Here is a 17,996-nt window from a genome sequence, read left to right as displayed (position 1 = left end):
TGTCCGGGAGAAATAAAAAAAGCGGCGGGGGGTGCGATTCCTTCCTTGGGGAAGGAGGAGGTAGGGGTTAAATCAGGCGTTCAAGCCACTTTGCAACTCTCCGCTCGTGTAAACCCCTCCCTGCCTTTGCGCTCATTTCCGACCGCACCCCTCCCGTGGGGAGGGACTAAAAAGTCTTCCGAACACATATGGTCCTTCCTCGGGGAGGATTAGGAGGGGCTGACTGCTATTTACACATAGCCTCCGCTTCGGCTTGTTTAAAGCCATAGGCATAAACCAGGGCAGCAATTTTATTTTGCAACGGGATGGCAGATGCAAGCAGATCGTTGATAGCATTACCCGCTTTAATCCCAGGGCTATCATCGGCGGCTATGGCAGGCACTGGTGTAATAGCCCAATTACCGGCCGGATTGATATTGGTATAAAAATGACTGAATACTTCGGCAAGGGTTTCAGCAAGCTCCAGCCTGTCGGGCGCGGTATTATCGTTAAATTCGATGATGGCCTGTTTCTTTTCGCCGCCGTTGCTTAAGCCAGATGATTTGTCGGGATTAACCAGTTCCTTGGGTACTGAAAATCCTTTGATGATGCGGGCTTCAACAGATCGTTCGGTTGTTTCAAAAAGCTTATCGTTATTCTGGATAGGATAGGCCTTAAACTCCGGTTTTGAGTTTTCATCCTCATATTCTATAACAATGATTTTTTGAGCGCTTTTCGTTCCCTGGAAAGCACCTAAATCCTGCTCCAACTGCGATGGGGTATTTATTCCTGCAAATTCATCTGCATTAGGTCTGCTGTTATCGGCCTCTTCGCGGCGCGATTTCATGAACAACATGGTTGACGGCAAAAAGCCCGTGGTAACCTCCCGGTTGTTAAAAATCTTAATGCCTGCTTCGGTTTCAAAATCCTCCCAAACAGAATCTGCTTCTATCAGGGGATAATCATCAATCTCGGGATTAAAATAAAGCAGCTGCCCTTTGTATTTATCCCACCCGCCGGCATCGTCAACCTGTTGCTGCACAACCGCGGGGTCGGGGTCATATTTATCTAAGAATATAACCTTGCTGCGCATGATGTTTTTCCAGGTTTTGCGGCCCCAATCGTTATAAATGGCAAACTTGTTGGCCGTTTCGGGGCAATCGGTATCGCCCATGCGGATGTCTTCGAACTTAATGTAATTAACCGAAGCTATTTTAAAGTTGGCATTGTAATTTGCATGAATGCCGAAGCCGGTAAAAAGCGCCTTATCTGTTGCCAACGCTTTCAAAAGCTTAGCCAGGGTCAATCCTTTGGGATTGATGATCTGCTTGCCTAAACCAGTGGCTTCAAACCCATTACCGCCTATAAATTTGGTCCTTTTGTTCCAGCAATCTTTAGCCGTTGGCGATCCGGCAACCAGTTCCAGCATCCGCTGCGGGTAAGCGTTATCCAGGTCGTAATTTAATATCCCGTAGGTTTGGTTGGGCCTTACCAATATTCTTCGCTCAATTTGCGGTAAGTAAGTTTTCATTTTAATTATTGAATGAGTGAATTATTGAATTATTGATTGATAAGGGGGGGTAATTAGTGAGTTATTGAATGAGTGAATTAGTGATTGATAAGGGAGGGTGAATGGAGTGCTCGGATTTATAATCAGTCATAATTCAATGAATCACTAATTCACTAACTCGCCAATTCACTAATTAAGCCGCCAACAGCGCCTCGATTGCTGCAATAGTGCTGGTGTAAGTGGCCGAACCTGATTCGGGCGCGATGGAGATGGCGCGGGGAGGGTAGGGCTCTTTTAACTTATCGGGATTGGTTAATTTTAGTTTGTAGCCACCATCCAGGGTTTCATCGGCTGCGTTACGTTCGGCATCGGTCAGGATCAATCCGTTCACGGCACCAAAAAGTTCGATTGCCGAGTCGCTCGATTTGTAGTTGTTAACCGCTATGGCGCGTAAACGGCCGTAGCCCATCGCCATCAGCTGGCCTTTAATATCAACCGATAAGCCGGCAATATTAAAATCTATCTCTTCGGTATAACGTGGCCCCACCTGTGTTTTGGTGAGCTTGCTCATGGTGTTGAAGCTATTGTTGGTACCCTCAAACTTGTAGACCTTTGCAGTACCTACTGCTGTTAAACCGGTTATGATAAGCGGGTTGGCCACATCATATGTTAGCGTGATATCATCCTGGTTAAAAATGTAAATAACATCCTCTATTCCCGATGTTACAGGCTCGTCTGTACCCAGTTTAAAGCCCGCGTTTATTTTATTGTAAATTGACATTGATTAATTATTGAATTATTGAATTATTGATTTAGTAGCAAGTAGTTAGTATCAAGTATCAAGATTTTTGACTTTCGGACAAAAGGCTTTCGGATTCAAACTTCCTGCAGCTGTCTTGCTACTTGATACTTACTACTCTTAAGCGCTTAAGTAAAACAGCTCGTTGGCAAATTTGAAGTTTACGGCTGCTTTCATGCGGGCTTTCATGCGTACTACGTTATCATTGGTATAGGGCTTCATGTAAACTGTTGAAAGTTCGGAAGCATCGCCCAGTAAATCGACCCCTAAAAACAGGTTTGATGAACGGGCACCCAGTATAGTATTAGCCTGCCAGTGGTTCATGATCTGCAACGGAATACCCAGGTAATCCATTTTCTTCATATCCGTAAAGGCGTTGATAACGTTCAGCGCTTTGTTGGCCTGTGCCTGCGCATAGGCATAACCTACGTGTAAAGGAATCTGCAGGTTAAAATCTTCCTGGATCCGGTCGGCAGGATCAAGCTGGGCGTAAACGCTGCCCAAAACCTGCAATACGTTGCTTACGTTAATGTAGCTGATGGTTGCCGCAGATGAGGTATTCAGGAATGTTGCCGGTTTGCGGCTGTTAACCTCGTTGTAGTTGCGCACCAGCCTAAACGTGGTAGGCGTTAACACCTGGATAAAGTACGACTGGCCGGTTAAATCGATACCCGGCGCGCCGTTGGTGGTATCCTTGCTGGTACCGGTAACCTGGGTAACGGTTACTACATCGCCATCGGCTAAGGTTGATGTATCGGCCACGGTAACCACGCCTAAAGCGCTGATGGCTGTAGCACTCATAGATGTTGTTGGTTTACCCAGGCCTACTTTGTACACGCCCGATGCCGCTGCAATGGTTGGCAGTAAGCCGGCAAATGGGGCGCTAAAGGTGGCTTCTTTAGTTGATCCTTTACCTAACCAGTACAGTCGCTCGTTGGCTACCTGTATTTTGGTTAAGTAGCGCTGCACCATAAAGTCGGATAAGTCTACAATGCCTTCGTAATCCATAAAGGCGCCGGGTTTAAGGGATTGGGCTTCCCAGCTTTGGGCCAGTTTGTCCCATTGTTCCTGTTTCATAAATTCGTAAACTACGGGGTCAAGGTAGCTTTCGGTTTGCATGGTGGTGGTACCCTGGTCGTGGAAAATGCCCGATGGGTCTTGCAGTACCACTTCGTCGTCAACATCAAGGATAATTTTGCGGGCTTTAACGTCGTTAATAACGGTGAGCAGTCCACGCTTTACTGAATCGGCTTCCAGCAGCGTGCTTGCCATGAACCCGGCCAGCGCTTCGCCGGCATAGGTGTTGTTGGTGAATGTAAATTGAGCCATTTTTTTGTTTTAGAGTCCATAGACCATAGTCGATGGTCCATGGTTTGGTAATTGTAATTTTTTATCTATGGTCTATCGACTATCGGCCATCGACTATTTCGCTACCGCCCTTTTCACCGCATTTTTAGCTAATTCGCTTTGCGGGGCGAAGAAGGGTGTGGTTTCGGTTTTTGCTTTGTTGCTGCGTTTGGAGCCTTCGGGGCTGTAGGTTGATTTTATTTCGTTTTTAACTTCGGTGCGGGTTTTTTGCAGGCGGTTGCTTGCTTCTTCAAGGGCTGTGCGGGCTTCGGTTAACAGCGCGTTTTGGGCATGTAACCTGGCTTTTAGTTGCTGCAGGCGGTTTTGAATTTCGGTAGCTTTTTTTGCCGGGTTAAGTTTGCTTGTTGGTACATCGTCGTCCTCATCTTCGGCCTCGGGGTCGGCTTCGGGCGCGGGGGCTACTTTTTGCACCTGGCCTTCTTTAACGTCAATCTTTTTACCGTCGGCGGTGGTGTAGGTGTCTGTAGCCGCCGGGGTGCTCATGTCTTCGTCGTTGTACACTTCGGCACCTTCGGCCAGTTCGCCGGCGTGGTGCAGCGTGCCTTTGTCGGTAATGGTTTGCTTGTTTACCACTTTTTTGAAAAAGTTCATAATCTTATCCAAAACCGACGTGGTTTTCTCGATAAGTTCTTTGTTTTCGATGTTCATATTGTTTTTATTGTTTAAGATTTTGTTAATGCATCGCTGGTAAACCGCTGGGGCTGTGGTAGTGTATTTTTTGATGAGGGCGCTGTTGGTAATATCAGGGCTATAATCCTCCACCTGGTCAATAAAGCCCATGTCAAGGGCCTGGTCGGCAGTCATCCAGGTGACGGAGTTTATTAAACTGTTTACTGTTACTCCGTCCAACCCGGACTTGTCCATGTAGATTTGCGCCAGGCGCGATTGTACTACATTCAACATCTGCACATCTTTTAAAAGCTCATCGGCATTGCCGCCGCTGCCAACCATTGGTTTGTGGATCATGAGCAGCGCATATTTGCTCATCACTATGGTTTTGCCACCCATAGCTACTATAGAGGCCGCCGAGGCGGCCAGGGCATCAATGTAGGTAGTTACATTGCCCGGATATTTTTTAAGCAGATCATATATGGCAATGGCATCAAACGCGCTGCCGCCTACCGAGCTGATGTGCACCTCCAGGTCTTGCCCGGCGGCTTCCTGCAACTGCGTTTGTATGTATGCCGATGATAAACTGCCCGACCCGATGCAGTCGGTTTCGGTATCGTATAAGTAAATTTTGTAACTCATCTTTTTGAGATTTGGGATTTTTGTCCGGAAGTCCGGTAAGTCGGAAAGTCCGGAAGTTTTGTTTGGCTCAGATCAGCCTGAATTCGATTATTATTACTAATGTTATTAATGCCGATTGGCATAGTTCAAAGATCGGTATTAGTTTTTGTTTTGGTGGTGACAGTAGTTTGTCAGTGGTTGATTTTTTTGTCTGAACTCGAATTAAACGAATTAGTTGAATTTTTCGAATTTTGAAATTCTGTTAATTCTTTAATTCGATGAATTCCGGTTCAGGCGACTGAACTATACAAATATCGGGACAATGTTTTAATGCAATGGTGACACTAGTTTGTCAGTGGATTATTTTTTTGTCTGAACTCGAATTAAACGAATTAGCTGAATTTCTCGAATTTTGAAATTCTGTTAATTCTTTAATTCGATGAATTCCGGTTCGGACAGCCGCAACTGATTATTCTGTAAAACAATTCAACGCGCGCCAGATGGTACGCTCGTCTTTGCCAAATTTTACCTCGGCTTCCAGCACCGCCTGGTTTTTGGTGATATTGCGGATCTGCATCTGGGCGTGGATCCAAAGGTAAATTTCGCGGTAAGTGAAAATTTTGGTGGTAATAAACCCCGCCCTGTACATGGCCGAAAATACGCCATCGTCAAATAATGTGTTTGCTGTTTTGATATTCATTTTTTAAAGTCAAAAGTCAAAAGTCAAAAGTCAAAAGTCAAAAGTCAAAAGTCAAAAGTCAAAAGTCAAAAGTCAAAAGTCAAAAGTCAAAAGTCAAAAGGTATGTTCGTTATGCTTTTTGGCATGGATATTCTTCAGGATACTCCTGTTTTTGACTTTTTAATTTTGACTTTTGAATTAAAGATTCACCCTATCCACCGTTTGTGCCAGTATATTTTGCTGGTTGTTAACGTCTTTTACGTCCACATAAATAGGGGGGAAGTTGTTGATCATTTGGTAGGCTACCGTGTTGGCAAGTTCTTTTACATCATTAACCGGTTGGTTATAGTAGCGGTTGGCGTTGCCACCGTCGGTAAATATGCCGCCGATGGCGTAACCATTGCCCGGGTTTGGTGCCGAGAAATCACGGCCGCCATGGGCCACGTTGATGGCGCTTACCAGGTTGCGGGCCCAGGGATTGCGCATGGCTTCGGATACTACAACCGCTTCGCCCGAGCGCAGATAAGCGTTGGTATTATCTGTTCGGCTGTAACCGGGTAATAATGCGCCACGGCCATCAGAAATAAACTGGCCACCCCGTGCAAATTTTGGCGGCTTTTGCGATGCTATGGTTGCTATTTGCATGGCCGTCATGGCTACATCTGCCGCTATAAACGGAATGGCAGCCGGCAGGGCCATGGTCGACAACGTTTTTGTAACGGCGATGGCCCCGTTAATAACCGCCTGGGCTATTTGCATTTTTTGCTCGGCTTTAAAGGCTCTTACTTTTTCGTCGTTTTCCTTTTTCTTGTATTTGGCCTCGATGGCTGCTTTCTGGCTTTTGGTGAGGTTGGTGTTGCTTAGCTCTTTGGCCTTATCACTTTCTAATGCCTGTATTTTGGCTTCGCTGGATGATTTGATGCTGTTGCTGATGAGGGAGAAGGCCGCGCTTGAAACTTGTTGGGCGGCCTGAATGGCAAATGCCTTACGCTGTTCTTCTGATTTTTTGGTTGCTTCGGTAATTTTTTCCTGGTACTCGAGCCTTAGGGCGGCGGTATCCTTACCTGCTTCAGCTGCCTTTTGTATCTCGAAGTTGTATTTGTCTGTTATCAGTTTTTTTTCGGCTTCCAATTTGTTCCAGGGCAGAATGGCTTTGTCAACATCGTGTTGGTCTTTACTAATAAGCTCTTTTTGTTGTTGGGCTTCTACAAGTTCTTTTTGCTGTTTTTTAACTTTTTCCAGGTCTTCGGCATTCATACGTTTGATGATTTCGCCAATGCCAACGTGATATTTTTCTTCCAGTTGAGTACTTTCCTGTTGGTATTGTTCCTGGTTGATGAGTTTGCTATCATACAAACGTTTTAAAGTTGCCTGTTCTTCGGTATAACTATTGTGTTGCAGTTCAGCCTTTTTGGCTAAGCCATTGGCGGTGGCTTGTATTTGTTTGATGAGGGAATCCTGGTAGGTTTTTTCGTTGGTATCTGTATTCGTTTTTGGGGTTAACTCCTGTTTGCTTGCATCTGCTTCCTCTTTGTGCATTTGCATTTTTTCCCGATGCCGCGTTTGATCGTTTTTATGTAAGGTTCCCTTAGCGGCCTCTGTTTTTTTTGTTTCCTTTTGCGCTTCTTTATAAGTGTTGACTATTTCGTTACCTGCATCTACAGCGGCTTTTTTTGTAGCGTCAAACGCAACTTTAATTTTGTCAGTTGCATGGGTAACGCCTGTGAAACTCTGTAATACCCCGTCTGCTACCTTTTTAAAATCCAGATGCATAATACCATCAAGTATTACCGAGAATGATTTAAACCGGTTTATAATATTTTCCTTGATTATGTTTGCGAGGTTCTTTATACTATCAACAGGGTGGGTTACCGCATTGACTATAAATTCTCCTAAACTTTGAAAACCTTTCTTTACTTTTTCTACAACAAGGCCGATAGCGGCCATGAATCCCTTTAATTGCTTTATACCTTTGGCATTTTTTGTGAAGTATTCAACCAACGATTGAAGAACCAGCACCAACAATCCAAAACCAGTAGTTTTAATAGCTCCGCCAACGCTTTGAAATCCGGTTTTTACAGCCGATAGTCCGGTTTTCATGGCATTAAATCCTTTTGATACTTCTTCTATCGTAGGGCCAAACTCTTTATTCGACTCTTTTAGCTTATCAAGCGACGATTTCAGGGCTTCATTAGTGCTTTTGTGCACATCAAACACTTTCCGGCTTTTCTCTACTTTCTCTTCCTGATCGGCTATGGTATTGCTAAGTGTGCCAATTTGGACATTTAAAGCTTTAACTTCTTTTGAATTATTGCCTTGGCTTTTACTTAGTTCGTCATATTGCGCCATTAACGCCTGCAGAAAGCCTTTGTTTTGCTGCAATGAGTTTTTTGACAAATTGAGCGATTTGATGTTTTCATCAATTTGAGCGGTAATCTCCTTAATGGAATCTTTTGCAAGCCGAACTTGCACCGCCACATCCTGGTAGGCCTTTCCGCTTTTTTCGCCTGCGGTAACCAGGTCTTTCTGGCGTTTTAATAAATCATCCAATGATTTATTTATTTCAATTACCTGGTTTTTAAGTTGATCGGTGCTGGTATTTATGTCGGATACGAGCTGTTTGTTTATTTTTTCTGGCATAATTATATGTTTAATATGTTTGTTGGCATAGTTGACTTCGGCGTGAATCTGAGTTTAATATTCGCAATGTTTAAGTTGTCGATACCGGCTCCTTTAACAAACTAAAAAGCAGGTTTTATGCAATGGTGCTGATCCACTCTCGCAACCACTTAATGCTGTCGATTATTGAAAATAAGATACTTCCAATGGAGTATTAAATTCTTATTAAGAGCAACAACCGGTTAGGATATAAGCTACTAAAGTTATAGCAAGTCAGAGCCTGAGTGTACAAGTAGTAATATCATGCCGTAGATCATGAATTGATTTTATGCTTGTGTTTATGATGTTTTACCGGAGGAACAGGCTGGTTGTTAGCTTTGGAACTATCTGTAGTAGAGGATATTGTAGTTTTTATAGCTGGCGTTTTATGGCTTTTAAGTGCGTTTGGTTCCTCTAACCTCACATCTTCCGGACTCACGTAATAGTAATTATTTGCCAATATATAACCTTTGGGTATTTTTTGTTCGTAACCGGTTTTAACAAGCTGGCTATTAGGTATTATTGCATAAGTCTTATCGGCCGTAACTCCTTCAAAAGTTTTTGTAGTGCTGTCTTTTGATAAAAATGTTCCTACGAATGCCGTTCCATATTTAAAAATGCTGTCCTGTGGTATAATTATATCACTTATATCAACTATCCGTTGCTCGGTATTGCTTGTATCTAATTGGGTCGACATCTTTCTTTTTTCGAGTAATGATATCTTCATAGTATCTATATCAGATTGATTAACGGGTCTTATCATTCTTTTTAGTGGGATAGTTAAGCCAGATGTATCGGTAATGAACAACTCAGATGCATATAATTTATCATTTGCCTTTACTTTGCCCCAGGTTAATTCTATTTGATTATTGACCATCCAGATACAAAAAGCACCAACCACTGCAATTAATAATAAAGTCATCATCCTCCCGAAGCCAAAATTGCTTACTCTTTGCCCCCAGTTAGTATTTTGCTGGGTCCATTCTAATTCTACGATCTCATCAGTTAAGTTGTTATTGCCAAACAGTCCCATATGATATTGTTTTAGGTTGCTAATTTTATTGGTAAAAATAATAAACACATTTGTTTGTTGCAAATAAGCCAACAACTTTATTTTTAGTATCATCCCAGCTTCACCAACTCCACCTTAGTTGGCTGGCCTTTGCGCCAGCTGTCAATTTTATTGATGTAGTAGTAACAGCTGTCCTGCTCCAGGTAAACGGGTATCAGCAAGTCAAGATCCAGGATGTCGCGCGGCGTAAGTAAAAAATAACGCACTACCTTTTTGGTTTGCTGTAGTATTTTTTCCAGTTCGGGATAATACAAGGTTTTTAAGCCCGGCAGCATTTTGCCCTGGCCGTTGCCGGGCATATCGGCAAAGCATAGGTTGTGTTCGCCGTCGGGCTTGTAAAAATAGGGGGCCGATACATAATCGTTCACAAACATATCATTGGCTGCATCGCCATCGGTAAATTTGATGGTTTTGCCTGCCAGCCGTACTTTGGAATCGACCAATATCCGTGGCGTAACGCCGATGCTGAAACTGTTATCGTCGGCTGTATCGTCAATCATTTTTATCTGGGCTACGGTGCCGCCAATATAAGGCCGGTTAAGGGTGGGGGCAAACTGGCTTTCAAACAAATCGGCATTGGCGGGCAGCGTTTTATCGGCTACTTTTATCTGCGCGTCGGCAAAGCTTTTGGGCAGTATATTGTCGTCGGTTTTGTATTTCATGTTGTTTACCTGTGCATAGCCACCCAGCTGGAAGCTTACGGTTTTGCCTTGATCAAGACATTTACCGGTCCAGTTTTTGGCGTTGGGAATATTGCCTACAATATCCTTAAACGACGCGAAATTAATGGTACGCGTGATATTGTCGGTTTGGCAGATAACGCCAAATCGCTGCAAGGTATCTTTCAGCAGGTCTTTCTGGCTGATATCCGGAAAAATACGTTCGCATTGAACATCCTGACCATATAACACCTGCTGATTTTGAACCGTTACTGTAAATGTAGCGCCTGCGTATATTGTAAAGTTGTAGGGGGCGGCACCGTGAAAATCGTACTCGATGTGCAGCTGCTGGCCGGCGCCTAACTCCAGATCGGCTGTTTTGATAACCGTTCCTATGTATGTTTTGCCAGCCTTTAACGATTTACCACTTCCTTCGTATGTATCAAAGCCATCGTCGAAATTAAATGTCTTTATTGCCGGCGACTGCATACCTTCCCCTGGTGTATCCAAAATAATGCTGATATCTACCGAGCTTTTGTTATCACCTGCACTTCCGTAAAAATGGAACCTGGGAATGGTAAGGGTAGCCTGAACCGTAACAGTTTCACGCGCGGTGTATTTTCCATCGGTATAGTGGTTTGTTGGGTCCCATTGTACATTCGGAAAGGCAATAAGGCCGCCGGGTTGATGGCCCGAATTTTTTTTCTCTGCCTTAACGATGTCCATTCCATTGTAATAGCTGATTCCGTTGGTGGCCGGCTGATTTTGGTAATCACTGCCATGGTCAAAATTATCATTGCTAAACTGCGCTATCAGCAGCGGGTAAACCGGGTTTTTAAGTAACGAGCCCGTTGCCTTATACCCGTTACTCGCCAGCATCAAATCGATAGCTGTTTTTATAAAAAAGCCCGGCCTTAACTGGCGTACATTGATTTCGTTATCGTTGGTAACCTTGTAAACCAGGCTACCATAATCAACAACAGGCCAAATCCAGCCATCTGTTTTTACCTGCGATTTTGCCGCATTTTCTACCGTCCATTTGTGCTGAAATGGTTTAAATGGCTGTTTTGCGCCATAAGGTGTAGTGCTATCGCCCATATCATACATTTTACCTTCAATAGCATCAAAAAAATCAACATTGCCGCTTAGCACGGTTATGCTGGCTGTATTTTGTTCGATGGTGTTTAACTGGGCAATACCGTAAGGCACAATCTCTAACCCATCCTGTATAATGCGGGCATCGTAGTAACTGTAGGGTTGGGCGGTAGTAAAGGTCACATCATCCGGGAAACCCAATATTTGCCGGTTGCGCTGGGTAAGCGGCAGTTTAAACTGGTTGCTGGTATTGCCCTGCTGGTTTTTAACCTCGGCGAGGTTGTTGATCTGGAAGGTAAGCGCGATGGGGCTGTCATCGCTCAGATCAACCTGCTGGTCATTAATATATAGTTGTAAATCGTTCATCTTTATTAGTCATTATCGCTGCGCTGTCATTGGTCATTGTCGCTGCGCTTGTCATTTCGCTTCGCTGTCATTAGTCATTATCGCTTCGCTTGCCATTTCGCTTCGCTGTCATTAGTCATTATCGCTTCGCTTGCCATTTGCTTCGCTGTCATTGGATGATTTGTATGGCAAAATAAATCCGAAATCGAACATCCGAAATCCCAAATCAAAAATCACTGCGTTTGTATATTGATAGACGGCATATTAAACGTGATGCTGAATGGGGCCTGGCCGTTGCGGGTTTCGTACTCACTGAAGGTGGCGGTGTTGATGACGATGGTTTGCCACTTAACCGGGTTTTTGTTTGTCAGCATTTGCACTTTGGGCGAGTATTTGATGGATTGCAGGCCTTTAATGTCGTTTACGGACAGGTCTTCGGCCATCACCTTCACTTTTTGGCCAGCTGTTTTGCTGATCACTTCTTCAATACCCTGCTGGTTTTCCCAATCGTGCACGTAGTTTTTGATGATGGTGGCATTTTGGACATCAAGGCTAAGCTCCTGGTTAAAAACAAAACGATAATAGTTAAAGGAACCACTCAGTCCTATCCAGCGCAGGTAAACCGACTGGTCGTCAACCGCATCGTCTATCCTTATTGTTTGTGTTTGGGTGACGGTATGCGTGCCATGCTCATCGTCATATTTAAGGGTGAGGTTAAAGTAAAACGCCTCGCGCGGGAAGCTATTATTAATCATCACCCGGTTTAAGCCTAACTGGCCGGGGACAGGGAAGCTTACCTGGTTTTGCCCGGCAATAATGTATTTGCTGCCATCCTGGTTTAGTAGCCAGGAGCCATCTTCGTTAAGCAGGCTGCTTACCTCGGTTTCGCCGGCTAAGGGCTGGCGGTTAATATTTAGCAAAGTTATTTCGCAATATAATTGCCGGCCAAGCATCTCTTCGCTGTAAATAAAACCAATATCAAAAGGGTAGCCTATGGAATAGGCCGGTTCGGTAAAATCGGTTATCCAGCGGGCGCGTTGGGCTGGGTTAGTTACATTGACAAAGGGAACAAATGCAGCCAGGTTACCACCATATTGTTCGCCTAATTGCTTTGCCGCGTAAACCACGTAATAAGGGTTCACAAGGTTTACATATTCCGAGGTATGCCCTTCGGATGTGCCATCGTCCCAGTGCTGGGCATATTGTATTTGGTAGCTGGCGCTCAGGTTGTCGTCGCGAAAATTGGTTTGAGTATAATCGCTGTTATCGATGGGTAGTAAAAGGCTTTGCAAAAAGTTAGATAAATCTGCCTTTACCAGCCCTGTGCCATCGGGCCGGTTGTTTGAGGTGATGGTTTCCTGGCGGCCGGTGAGTTTATCTATGTAGGTTATTTGGGTAATTACCTTGTAATAGGGCCGCAAATTGTTAATGTTGATAAAACCCGTTGCATCGCCAACAAATGGCGTTTTAATCACCAATTGGTTATACGTATAGGGTTTTACTATTTCGTAAACACCTTTGTAAGAGCCGGCGTTTATGTAAACTTTATCGCCGGTTTTTACCAGGGAGTCACCGGCCAGGTTGGTGAGGTTTGTGTTTAACGTGACGCAGGCGTAGCCGGCTTCGTAATTAGCAGTAACGGCCGATACGCTAAAGTCTTTACGCTGATAGGTGAACACCACGGGATTAAATGCCGCGTTCCAGCGGGAGGTATTGCCGCCGATGGTTACCGATGGATCATTGATCAGCAGGTCGGATAGGGTAGGGATGTTTACTGAGCCATTAGCTGTACAGCCCAAACTGTTGGCATCTTTAACTGCTACCGAAAGTATACCACCGCTGAGGTTTGAGAATGTAGCCGAAACCTGCCACGTATCGCCAAAGTTGATACTGTATTGGATAGGGCCATAGGTTGATGATGCATTAACCGTCACCTGGGCGTCGGCTGCCCCGGGGGCCGATTCGGGCTTATCTATGTGGATAAAATTGATCTTCAGGTCGCAGGTGTTTACCGGTGGCTCCGGATCGGGCACGGCGCCCAGCTGCGGCGTACTGAAAGTAACAAAATAACCGGTTATTTTATCGGCAATAAGGCCCGAGAATATTTTAATGCTTTGCCCTGGTATGGTTACCGATCGTGTGGAAATGTTGCCATTAATATTCTGGGTAAAGGTTACAAGAACGTTGTTGCCGTTTACGGGCTGGTTAGTTTCAGAATCGGTTAAAAAAATGTGCCCGTCGCCATAAACCTGGTCTTCGCTGGGGCTGGTTGTGTTGGTAATGGTGATGTTTGCTACTATAGCCATGTTTTTATTGTTTTGATTTTTAGGTGGTCAAAAGTTGGCTTAAAATGTATCGTAGTACATGGTTGGCAGGGTGATGGTTAATCCGACACCTGTAGTATTTACATCAAACTTATTATATACCGGCAGGCATTTTGCCTTGATGCCAGCCTTGATGCGGAAGTACCTGCCTTCGCCTTCGCGATACTTTGATGCTTTTACTATAAACTGGTTGGCCATTTGCAGCGCCTGCTGCACAAAGGTTTCGTTGTCGGCAGTAAACTGCCCGAAATCTGTTTTAAATAAAAATTCAAGATAGATGGTGAATGTATTATTAACAGAGCCGTTTACCTGTGGCGATACCTCGATGGGCTGCAGCGGGTACATAAACACACACGGGAAAATTTTATCATCTGCCAGGGTGTTTAATTCGTTTTGGGTACCGTAGGCAAATGTTGGGCCGCCGGTTAATGATTGTACAATGGCTTCTATTTGGTTGCGCATGGAGGCAATTATTGAATTAGTGATTTAGTGAATTATTGATTTTAAAGTAATTTGCGAGTGAGATTATGTTAAACCAAAGAGCTTAAGACTCAAAACTCAGAACTTAAGACTCCCGACTGATTTCCCCGTACCTTTTCTGATATTCTGCTTCGGTTTTGTTGAGCAGGAGTTTGGTGAGCACCCTTTCGTAGGGCATGTTCAGAATGATATCCCATTTGGTGATATCGCCATCGGCAAGGGCGTTTATGGTGTTGATATATTTAAATTTTTCGAACGATTGTATGCCAGCCCGTTTTTCCAAAATTGTTGCAGGCGACGCCAGAAGCTTATTTTCGGTTTCGATAAGCTGGGATAACAGTAAAAAAAATGTTTGGATATGGGCAGTGCCTCCGTTACCCGCATGTTTTTTATATGGTTGATAAATTCTTCGGCCTGGTATTCGTTATAGGGTTTGCCTGTTGCCCGGCAATAAAAATAGTGGGCCAATACCTGGCAACAGGCGTTTAATGATGGGTTAAAGTTTTCTTTCCAGTCCTCTTCGCCAAATTTTTTAATGTGGTTGTTTACCTCATCGGCAATAATTTCCCGTGCGGCCATAAAAGCGCCTGCCGGCTCAACCGATAGGTTATCTAACACCTTTACCGTTTTTGGCCGGTTTTCGCCGGGCAGCAGGAAGCTAATCTGTTTGGGTATCACGTCGCTGTTGTACAGATATTTGATCTGGTAAGCCAATGCCAGTACGCTATCGGCAAAAACAAGAAAATCGTTGGCATCTTTTACCTGCTGAAGCTCGCTGACGGGTATGCCCGATAAAATGCTGATGGCTTCAATATCATTTAAGTTTGGTTTGGCCTGCATGACCATCATTTGCCCAAGCGTAACATCGCTTAATTGAGTGGGGATTTTGATGGGCAGTTTGCCCGTAGTTGTTTTTAATGTTTTTTCTATCATAATGAACCCCCAGCCCCCTGAAGGGGGAGTTTTTGATTGGTTAATTTACAGGGATAGTGTTATTGGTTAGCCCCCCAGCCCCCTGAAGGGGGAGTTTTAATGGTCGGTTAAAAACGTGAGCCAATTAGTTCATCAAACATGCTGCGGCTGGTTGTTTTAGGGTTATATGGCAGCCTTGATCTTAATTTTCTGTCCCGGTTGTTTATTGCCAGTTTATTTAAAGCAACATATCTTAGGGCATCTATCAAGTGGTTGTAGGAATCTACAGCTTCGTTGATGGTTTTGCCGCTGCGGTCAACACGCCATTTATAGCGGTCGAGCTCCTTACGCAGGTTGACGCTGGCGCGGGTTACGTTTATTTTATACCGTTTAAGTATATCAATAGAATTATTGATACTGTCGGCGCCTTTTTTTGCCCCGGTGATGTACCAGCCCATGCGCTTAAATTCTTCTATCGATTTTGGCTCGGCGCTATCGGCAATAATCTCGGTTTTAAGGCTCAGGCCTTCGGCTTTTAGCCTGGTGGCTATATCGGTATTGGTGAGCCCGGTTTGGTATATCAATTCGTGTATCCATAGCTCGCCATTTTGCAGGTAAACCTGCAGGCAGGCGGTTGGGTCGTTGGTAAAACCAAAATCCAGGCCGGTGGCAATTAACCTGGCTTCGGGCGGAATTTGTTCGCAAACATACCAGTTGGGGAATATGAGCCCGGATATTTTACCGGTAAGGCCCCGGGCATACACTTTCCATAATTCGATATCCTCGGTTTTTAACGATTCTATTTTGGCCCTGACAGTATCATCCAAAAAGGGGTTATGCCTGTGATCGGATATAATGGTTTGCACTCCCGGCCTGCCTATTACCTGTTCATGTACCCAAAAGGTGCTGTTGGGGTTATAATCTATATAAATACGTTTGCGGGTGCGCAAGGCCAGCTCGGCATAAACCGCGTAGCTTATGCCATTGGCCTCATTTATAAAAAGGTAATCGCGCTTGCCCGATTTTGCGTCCTGCGGATCGGCATAGCTTTTAAATTCGATTAAAGTGCCGTTATGGAACTCAAATATCCGGTCGCTTTTATTATAGCTTTTTACCGCTGTTTGTAACACAACCGAGCTATTGTAAATACTTAACGCATCGCGCAGCACGCCTGCTTTTAAGTTGGGAATATCCTGGCCTACTATGGTTATAACCTGTTTTGGCGCCTGGCAAGCTATACAAAACAGCACCTGCCCAATGGCGTAGGTTTTACCCGAGCTTGTGCCGCCCTGGTTAACCACAACATGGGCGTCGGTATTGAAATTTTGCCCAAACAGGATAGATACTTCAAATTTGGGGTCATTGGTTAATTGGTCATTAGTCATTGGTCATTTCGCTTTGCTGTCATTAGTCATTCGCTTCGCTGTCATTGGTCATTTCGCTTTGCTGTCATTGGTCATTTCGCTGCGCTGCCATTGGGCATTGGAGGGATGGCGATTAATTATCAAATCTTCAAATTCTCAAATTTTCAAATTCGAAAGATTCTCAAATTAAAACATCCACTTCCTTTTCGGTAGATGCAGGTTTCGGGCCGGTGCTGGTCATCTCGACTTTGAGGGTTTTGTGGGTTTCGGTTGATGTTTTAGTTGCTCCTGGCTTGTCATTCCAGCCCATGCTTTTCAGTGCGAATATGGTAGCGGTTGGTTTTTCAAAAAGTAATTGCTGGTATGCCGCTTCAATACGCAATCGGGCATGGTTAAAAGGCCTTGAATATTTTCGCATCTCTTCATATTGCTTAAAATCTGTCATACTATCAAATCCAAGGAATAAAGCCAGGCTGCTAATGGTAGGGAATTCTGGTTCACGGCTATAAATTTTCTGAATTGGTTTTGCTGAGCGTCCTTTTGGCTGCATTAATTCATACTCTCCTTTAATATATAAAAAATAATCGTCTATCAACTCGCCCAACTGTTGGGCGTTTTTGAATTTATAAGAAGTTTTCATTGCTATGTTTAAAATGCCGATTGGCATAAAGTAGAATCAAATGTAAGGATTATTTTTTAACTTACCAAAAAAATTAGCAAATAATTAGTAAATAAGTTCATTGGTTCATTAGTTCATTGGTCCTGTCTGGTGGTATAACAGGCAGGGAGTTCGGCAGCGAGAGTTTAAAGCCCTGTATTCGTTACGCCCGCGTTTACCAATGAACCAATGAACCAATGAACCAATGAACCAATGAACTAAAGTGAACTAAATTATTTTCTTTTTAAAAAGAAAATAATTACATTTGTGTATGAAATCAGTAAAAGGGCAGTATACCACAACAAACGCCAGGCAGGTGCCTTCAAAACCGTATGTAATACCTGAACATGATGCATCGGCATTTATGTTACATGATTTGTTTGTGCCTTACGAAACTTATTTTAAATCGCCCCTGGCCAAGCTTGGTGCTATAAAACACGGTTTGCAATCTGCCGCCATCACCGATTTAATTCGTGTTACGGGCGCAACGCAAATTGATGTTGCCAAATGGCTTGATATCACCGAGCCAACCCTGCGTAAACACATCCAGGGCGCAAGGGATTTAAACCAGGGCCTGAGTGAGCACATCATCCAGCTTTTTGAACTTTTTAATAAAGGTCTTGATACCTTTGGCACGCTTGATGAATTTAAAAGCTGGTTAAAGCATTACAACCCCGGCATTGATGCCATTCCCTTTGATTTGCTCGATACCATCACCGGCATCAATATTGTAATAGCCCAGCTTATCCGCATTGATTATGGGGTACTTGCTTAATTAATTATTGATTTATCGATTTATTGAATTATTGATTGTGCATGGTTGCCCCAATTTAGATAATTCGACTAAATCAATAATTCAGCAAT

General features: G+C 44.0%; 14 protein-coding genes. 1 reads left to right on the top strand and 13 read right to left on the bottom strand.

The genetic code is table 11. From position 1 onward, the window contains the following. Positions 1 to 226: 226 nt before the first annotated feature. From BMX56_RS18295 to BMX56_RS18235, 13 genes are all read right to left on the bottom strand, one after another. Complete coding sequence (locus tag BMX56_RS18295) at positions 227 to 1,510, bottom strand: hypothetical protein (RefSeq protein WP_090651125.1); 1,284 nt, start codon at positions 1,508 to 1,510, stop codon at positions 227 to 229. 172 nt (positions 1,511 to 1,682) lie between these two features. Continuing rightward, on the bottom strand, positions 1,683 to 2,270 hold the full coding sequence (locus BMX56_RS18290) for a hypothetical protein (protein ID WP_090651124.1): 588 nt from the start codon (positions 2,268 to 2,270) through the stop codon (positions 1,683 to 1,685). 138 nt (positions 2,271 to 2,408) lie between these two features. After that, a complete protein-coding gene (locus BMX56_RS18285) occupies positions 2,409 to 3,617 on the bottom strand; it encodes a hypothetical protein (protein ID WP_090651123.1) in 1,209 nt (402 codons plus the stop codon). Between the two features lie 93 nt (positions 3,618 to 3,710). Further along, a complete protein-coding gene (locus BMX56_RS18280; RefSeq protein ID WP_090651122.1) occupies positions 3,711 to 4,907 on the bottom strand; it encodes a head maturation protease, ClpP-related in 1,197 nt (398 codons plus the stop codon). A gap of 448 nt (positions 4,908 to 5,355) precedes the next feature. After that, entirely contained in the window at positions 5,356 to 5,586 is a 231-nt protein-coding gene (locus BMX56_RS18275) for a hypothetical protein (protein WP_090651121.1), read from the bottom strand. A gap of 177 nt (positions 5,587 to 5,763) precedes the next feature. Next, entirely contained in the window at positions 5,764 to 8,205 is a 2,442-nt protein-coding gene (locus tag BMX56_RS18270) for a hypothetical protein (protein WP_090651120.1), read from the bottom strand. A gap of 292 nt (positions 8,206 to 8,497) precedes the next feature. Next, a complete protein-coding gene (locus tag BMX56_RS18265; protein ID WP_090651119.1) occupies positions 8,498 to 9,349 on the bottom strand; it encodes a hypothetical protein in 852 nt (283 codons plus the stop codon). Then, entirely contained in the window at positions 9,346 to 11,415 is a 2,070-nt protein-coding gene (locus BMX56_RS18260) for a hypothetical protein (protein ID WP_090651118.1), read from the bottom strand. The genes BMX56_RS18265 and BMX56_RS18260 overlap by 4 nt, the downstream gene beginning before the upstream one ends. 212 nt (positions 11,416 to 11,627) lie before the next feature. Beyond that, positions 11,628 to 13,700, bottom strand: coding sequence for a hypothetical protein (locus BMX56_RS18255; RefSeq protein WP_090651117.1), 2,073 nt, complete (start codon positions 13,698 to 13,700; stop codon positions 11,628 to 11,630). 39 nt (positions 13,701 to 13,739) lie between these two features. Then, the gene (locus tag BMX56_RS18250; RefSeq protein WP_090651116.1) at positions 13,740 to 14,180 is read right to left on the bottom strand and encodes a hypothetical protein; all 441 of its coding nucleotides are present in this window, start codon (positions 14,178 to 14,180) and stop codon (positions 13,740 to 13,742) included. Between the two features lie 243 nt (positions 14,181 to 14,423). Further along, the gene (locus BMX56_RS18245; RefSeq protein ID WP_090651115.1) at positions 14,424 to 15,131 is read right to left on the bottom strand and encodes a hypothetical protein; all 708 of its coding nucleotides are present in this window, start codon (positions 15,129 to 15,131) and stop codon (positions 14,424 to 14,426) included. Between the two features lie 107 nt (positions 15,132 to 15,238). After that, complete coding sequence (locus BMX56_RS18240) at positions 15,239 to 16,495, bottom strand: PBSX family phage terminase large subunit (protein ID WP_090651114.1); 1,257 nt, start codon at positions 16,493 to 16,495, stop codon at positions 15,239 to 15,241. Positions 16,496 to 16,655: 160 nt separating this feature from the next. Further along, positions 16,656 to 17,114, bottom strand: coding sequence for a terminase small subunit (locus BMX56_RS18235; protein WP_177183855.1), 459 nt, complete (start codon positions 17,112 to 17,114; stop codon positions 16,656 to 16,658). Between the two features lie 289 nt (positions 17,115 to 17,403). Between BMX56_RS18235 and BMX56_RS18230 the strand changes: the two genes are divergently transcribed. Continuing rightward, the gene (locus BMX56_RS18230) at positions 17,404 to 17,907 is read left to right on the top strand and encodes an antitoxin Xre/MbcA/ParS toxin-binding domain-containing protein (RefSeq protein WP_090651112.1); all 504 of its coding nucleotides are present in this window, start codon (positions 17,404 to 17,406) and stop codon (positions 17,905 to 17,907) included. The last annotated feature ends 89 nt before the right edge of the window (positions 17,908 to 17,996 follow it).

Origin of the sequence: Mucilaginibacter sp. OK283 (assembly GCF_900110415.1) — a bacterium.
Taxonomy (GTDB): domain Bacteria; phylum Bacteroidota; class Bacteroidia; order Sphingobacteriales; family Sphingobacteriaceae; genus Mucilaginibacter.
The sequence above is the reverse complement of the archived record's forward strand: the minus strand, read 5'-3'. Positions and strand labels throughout refer to the sequence as shown.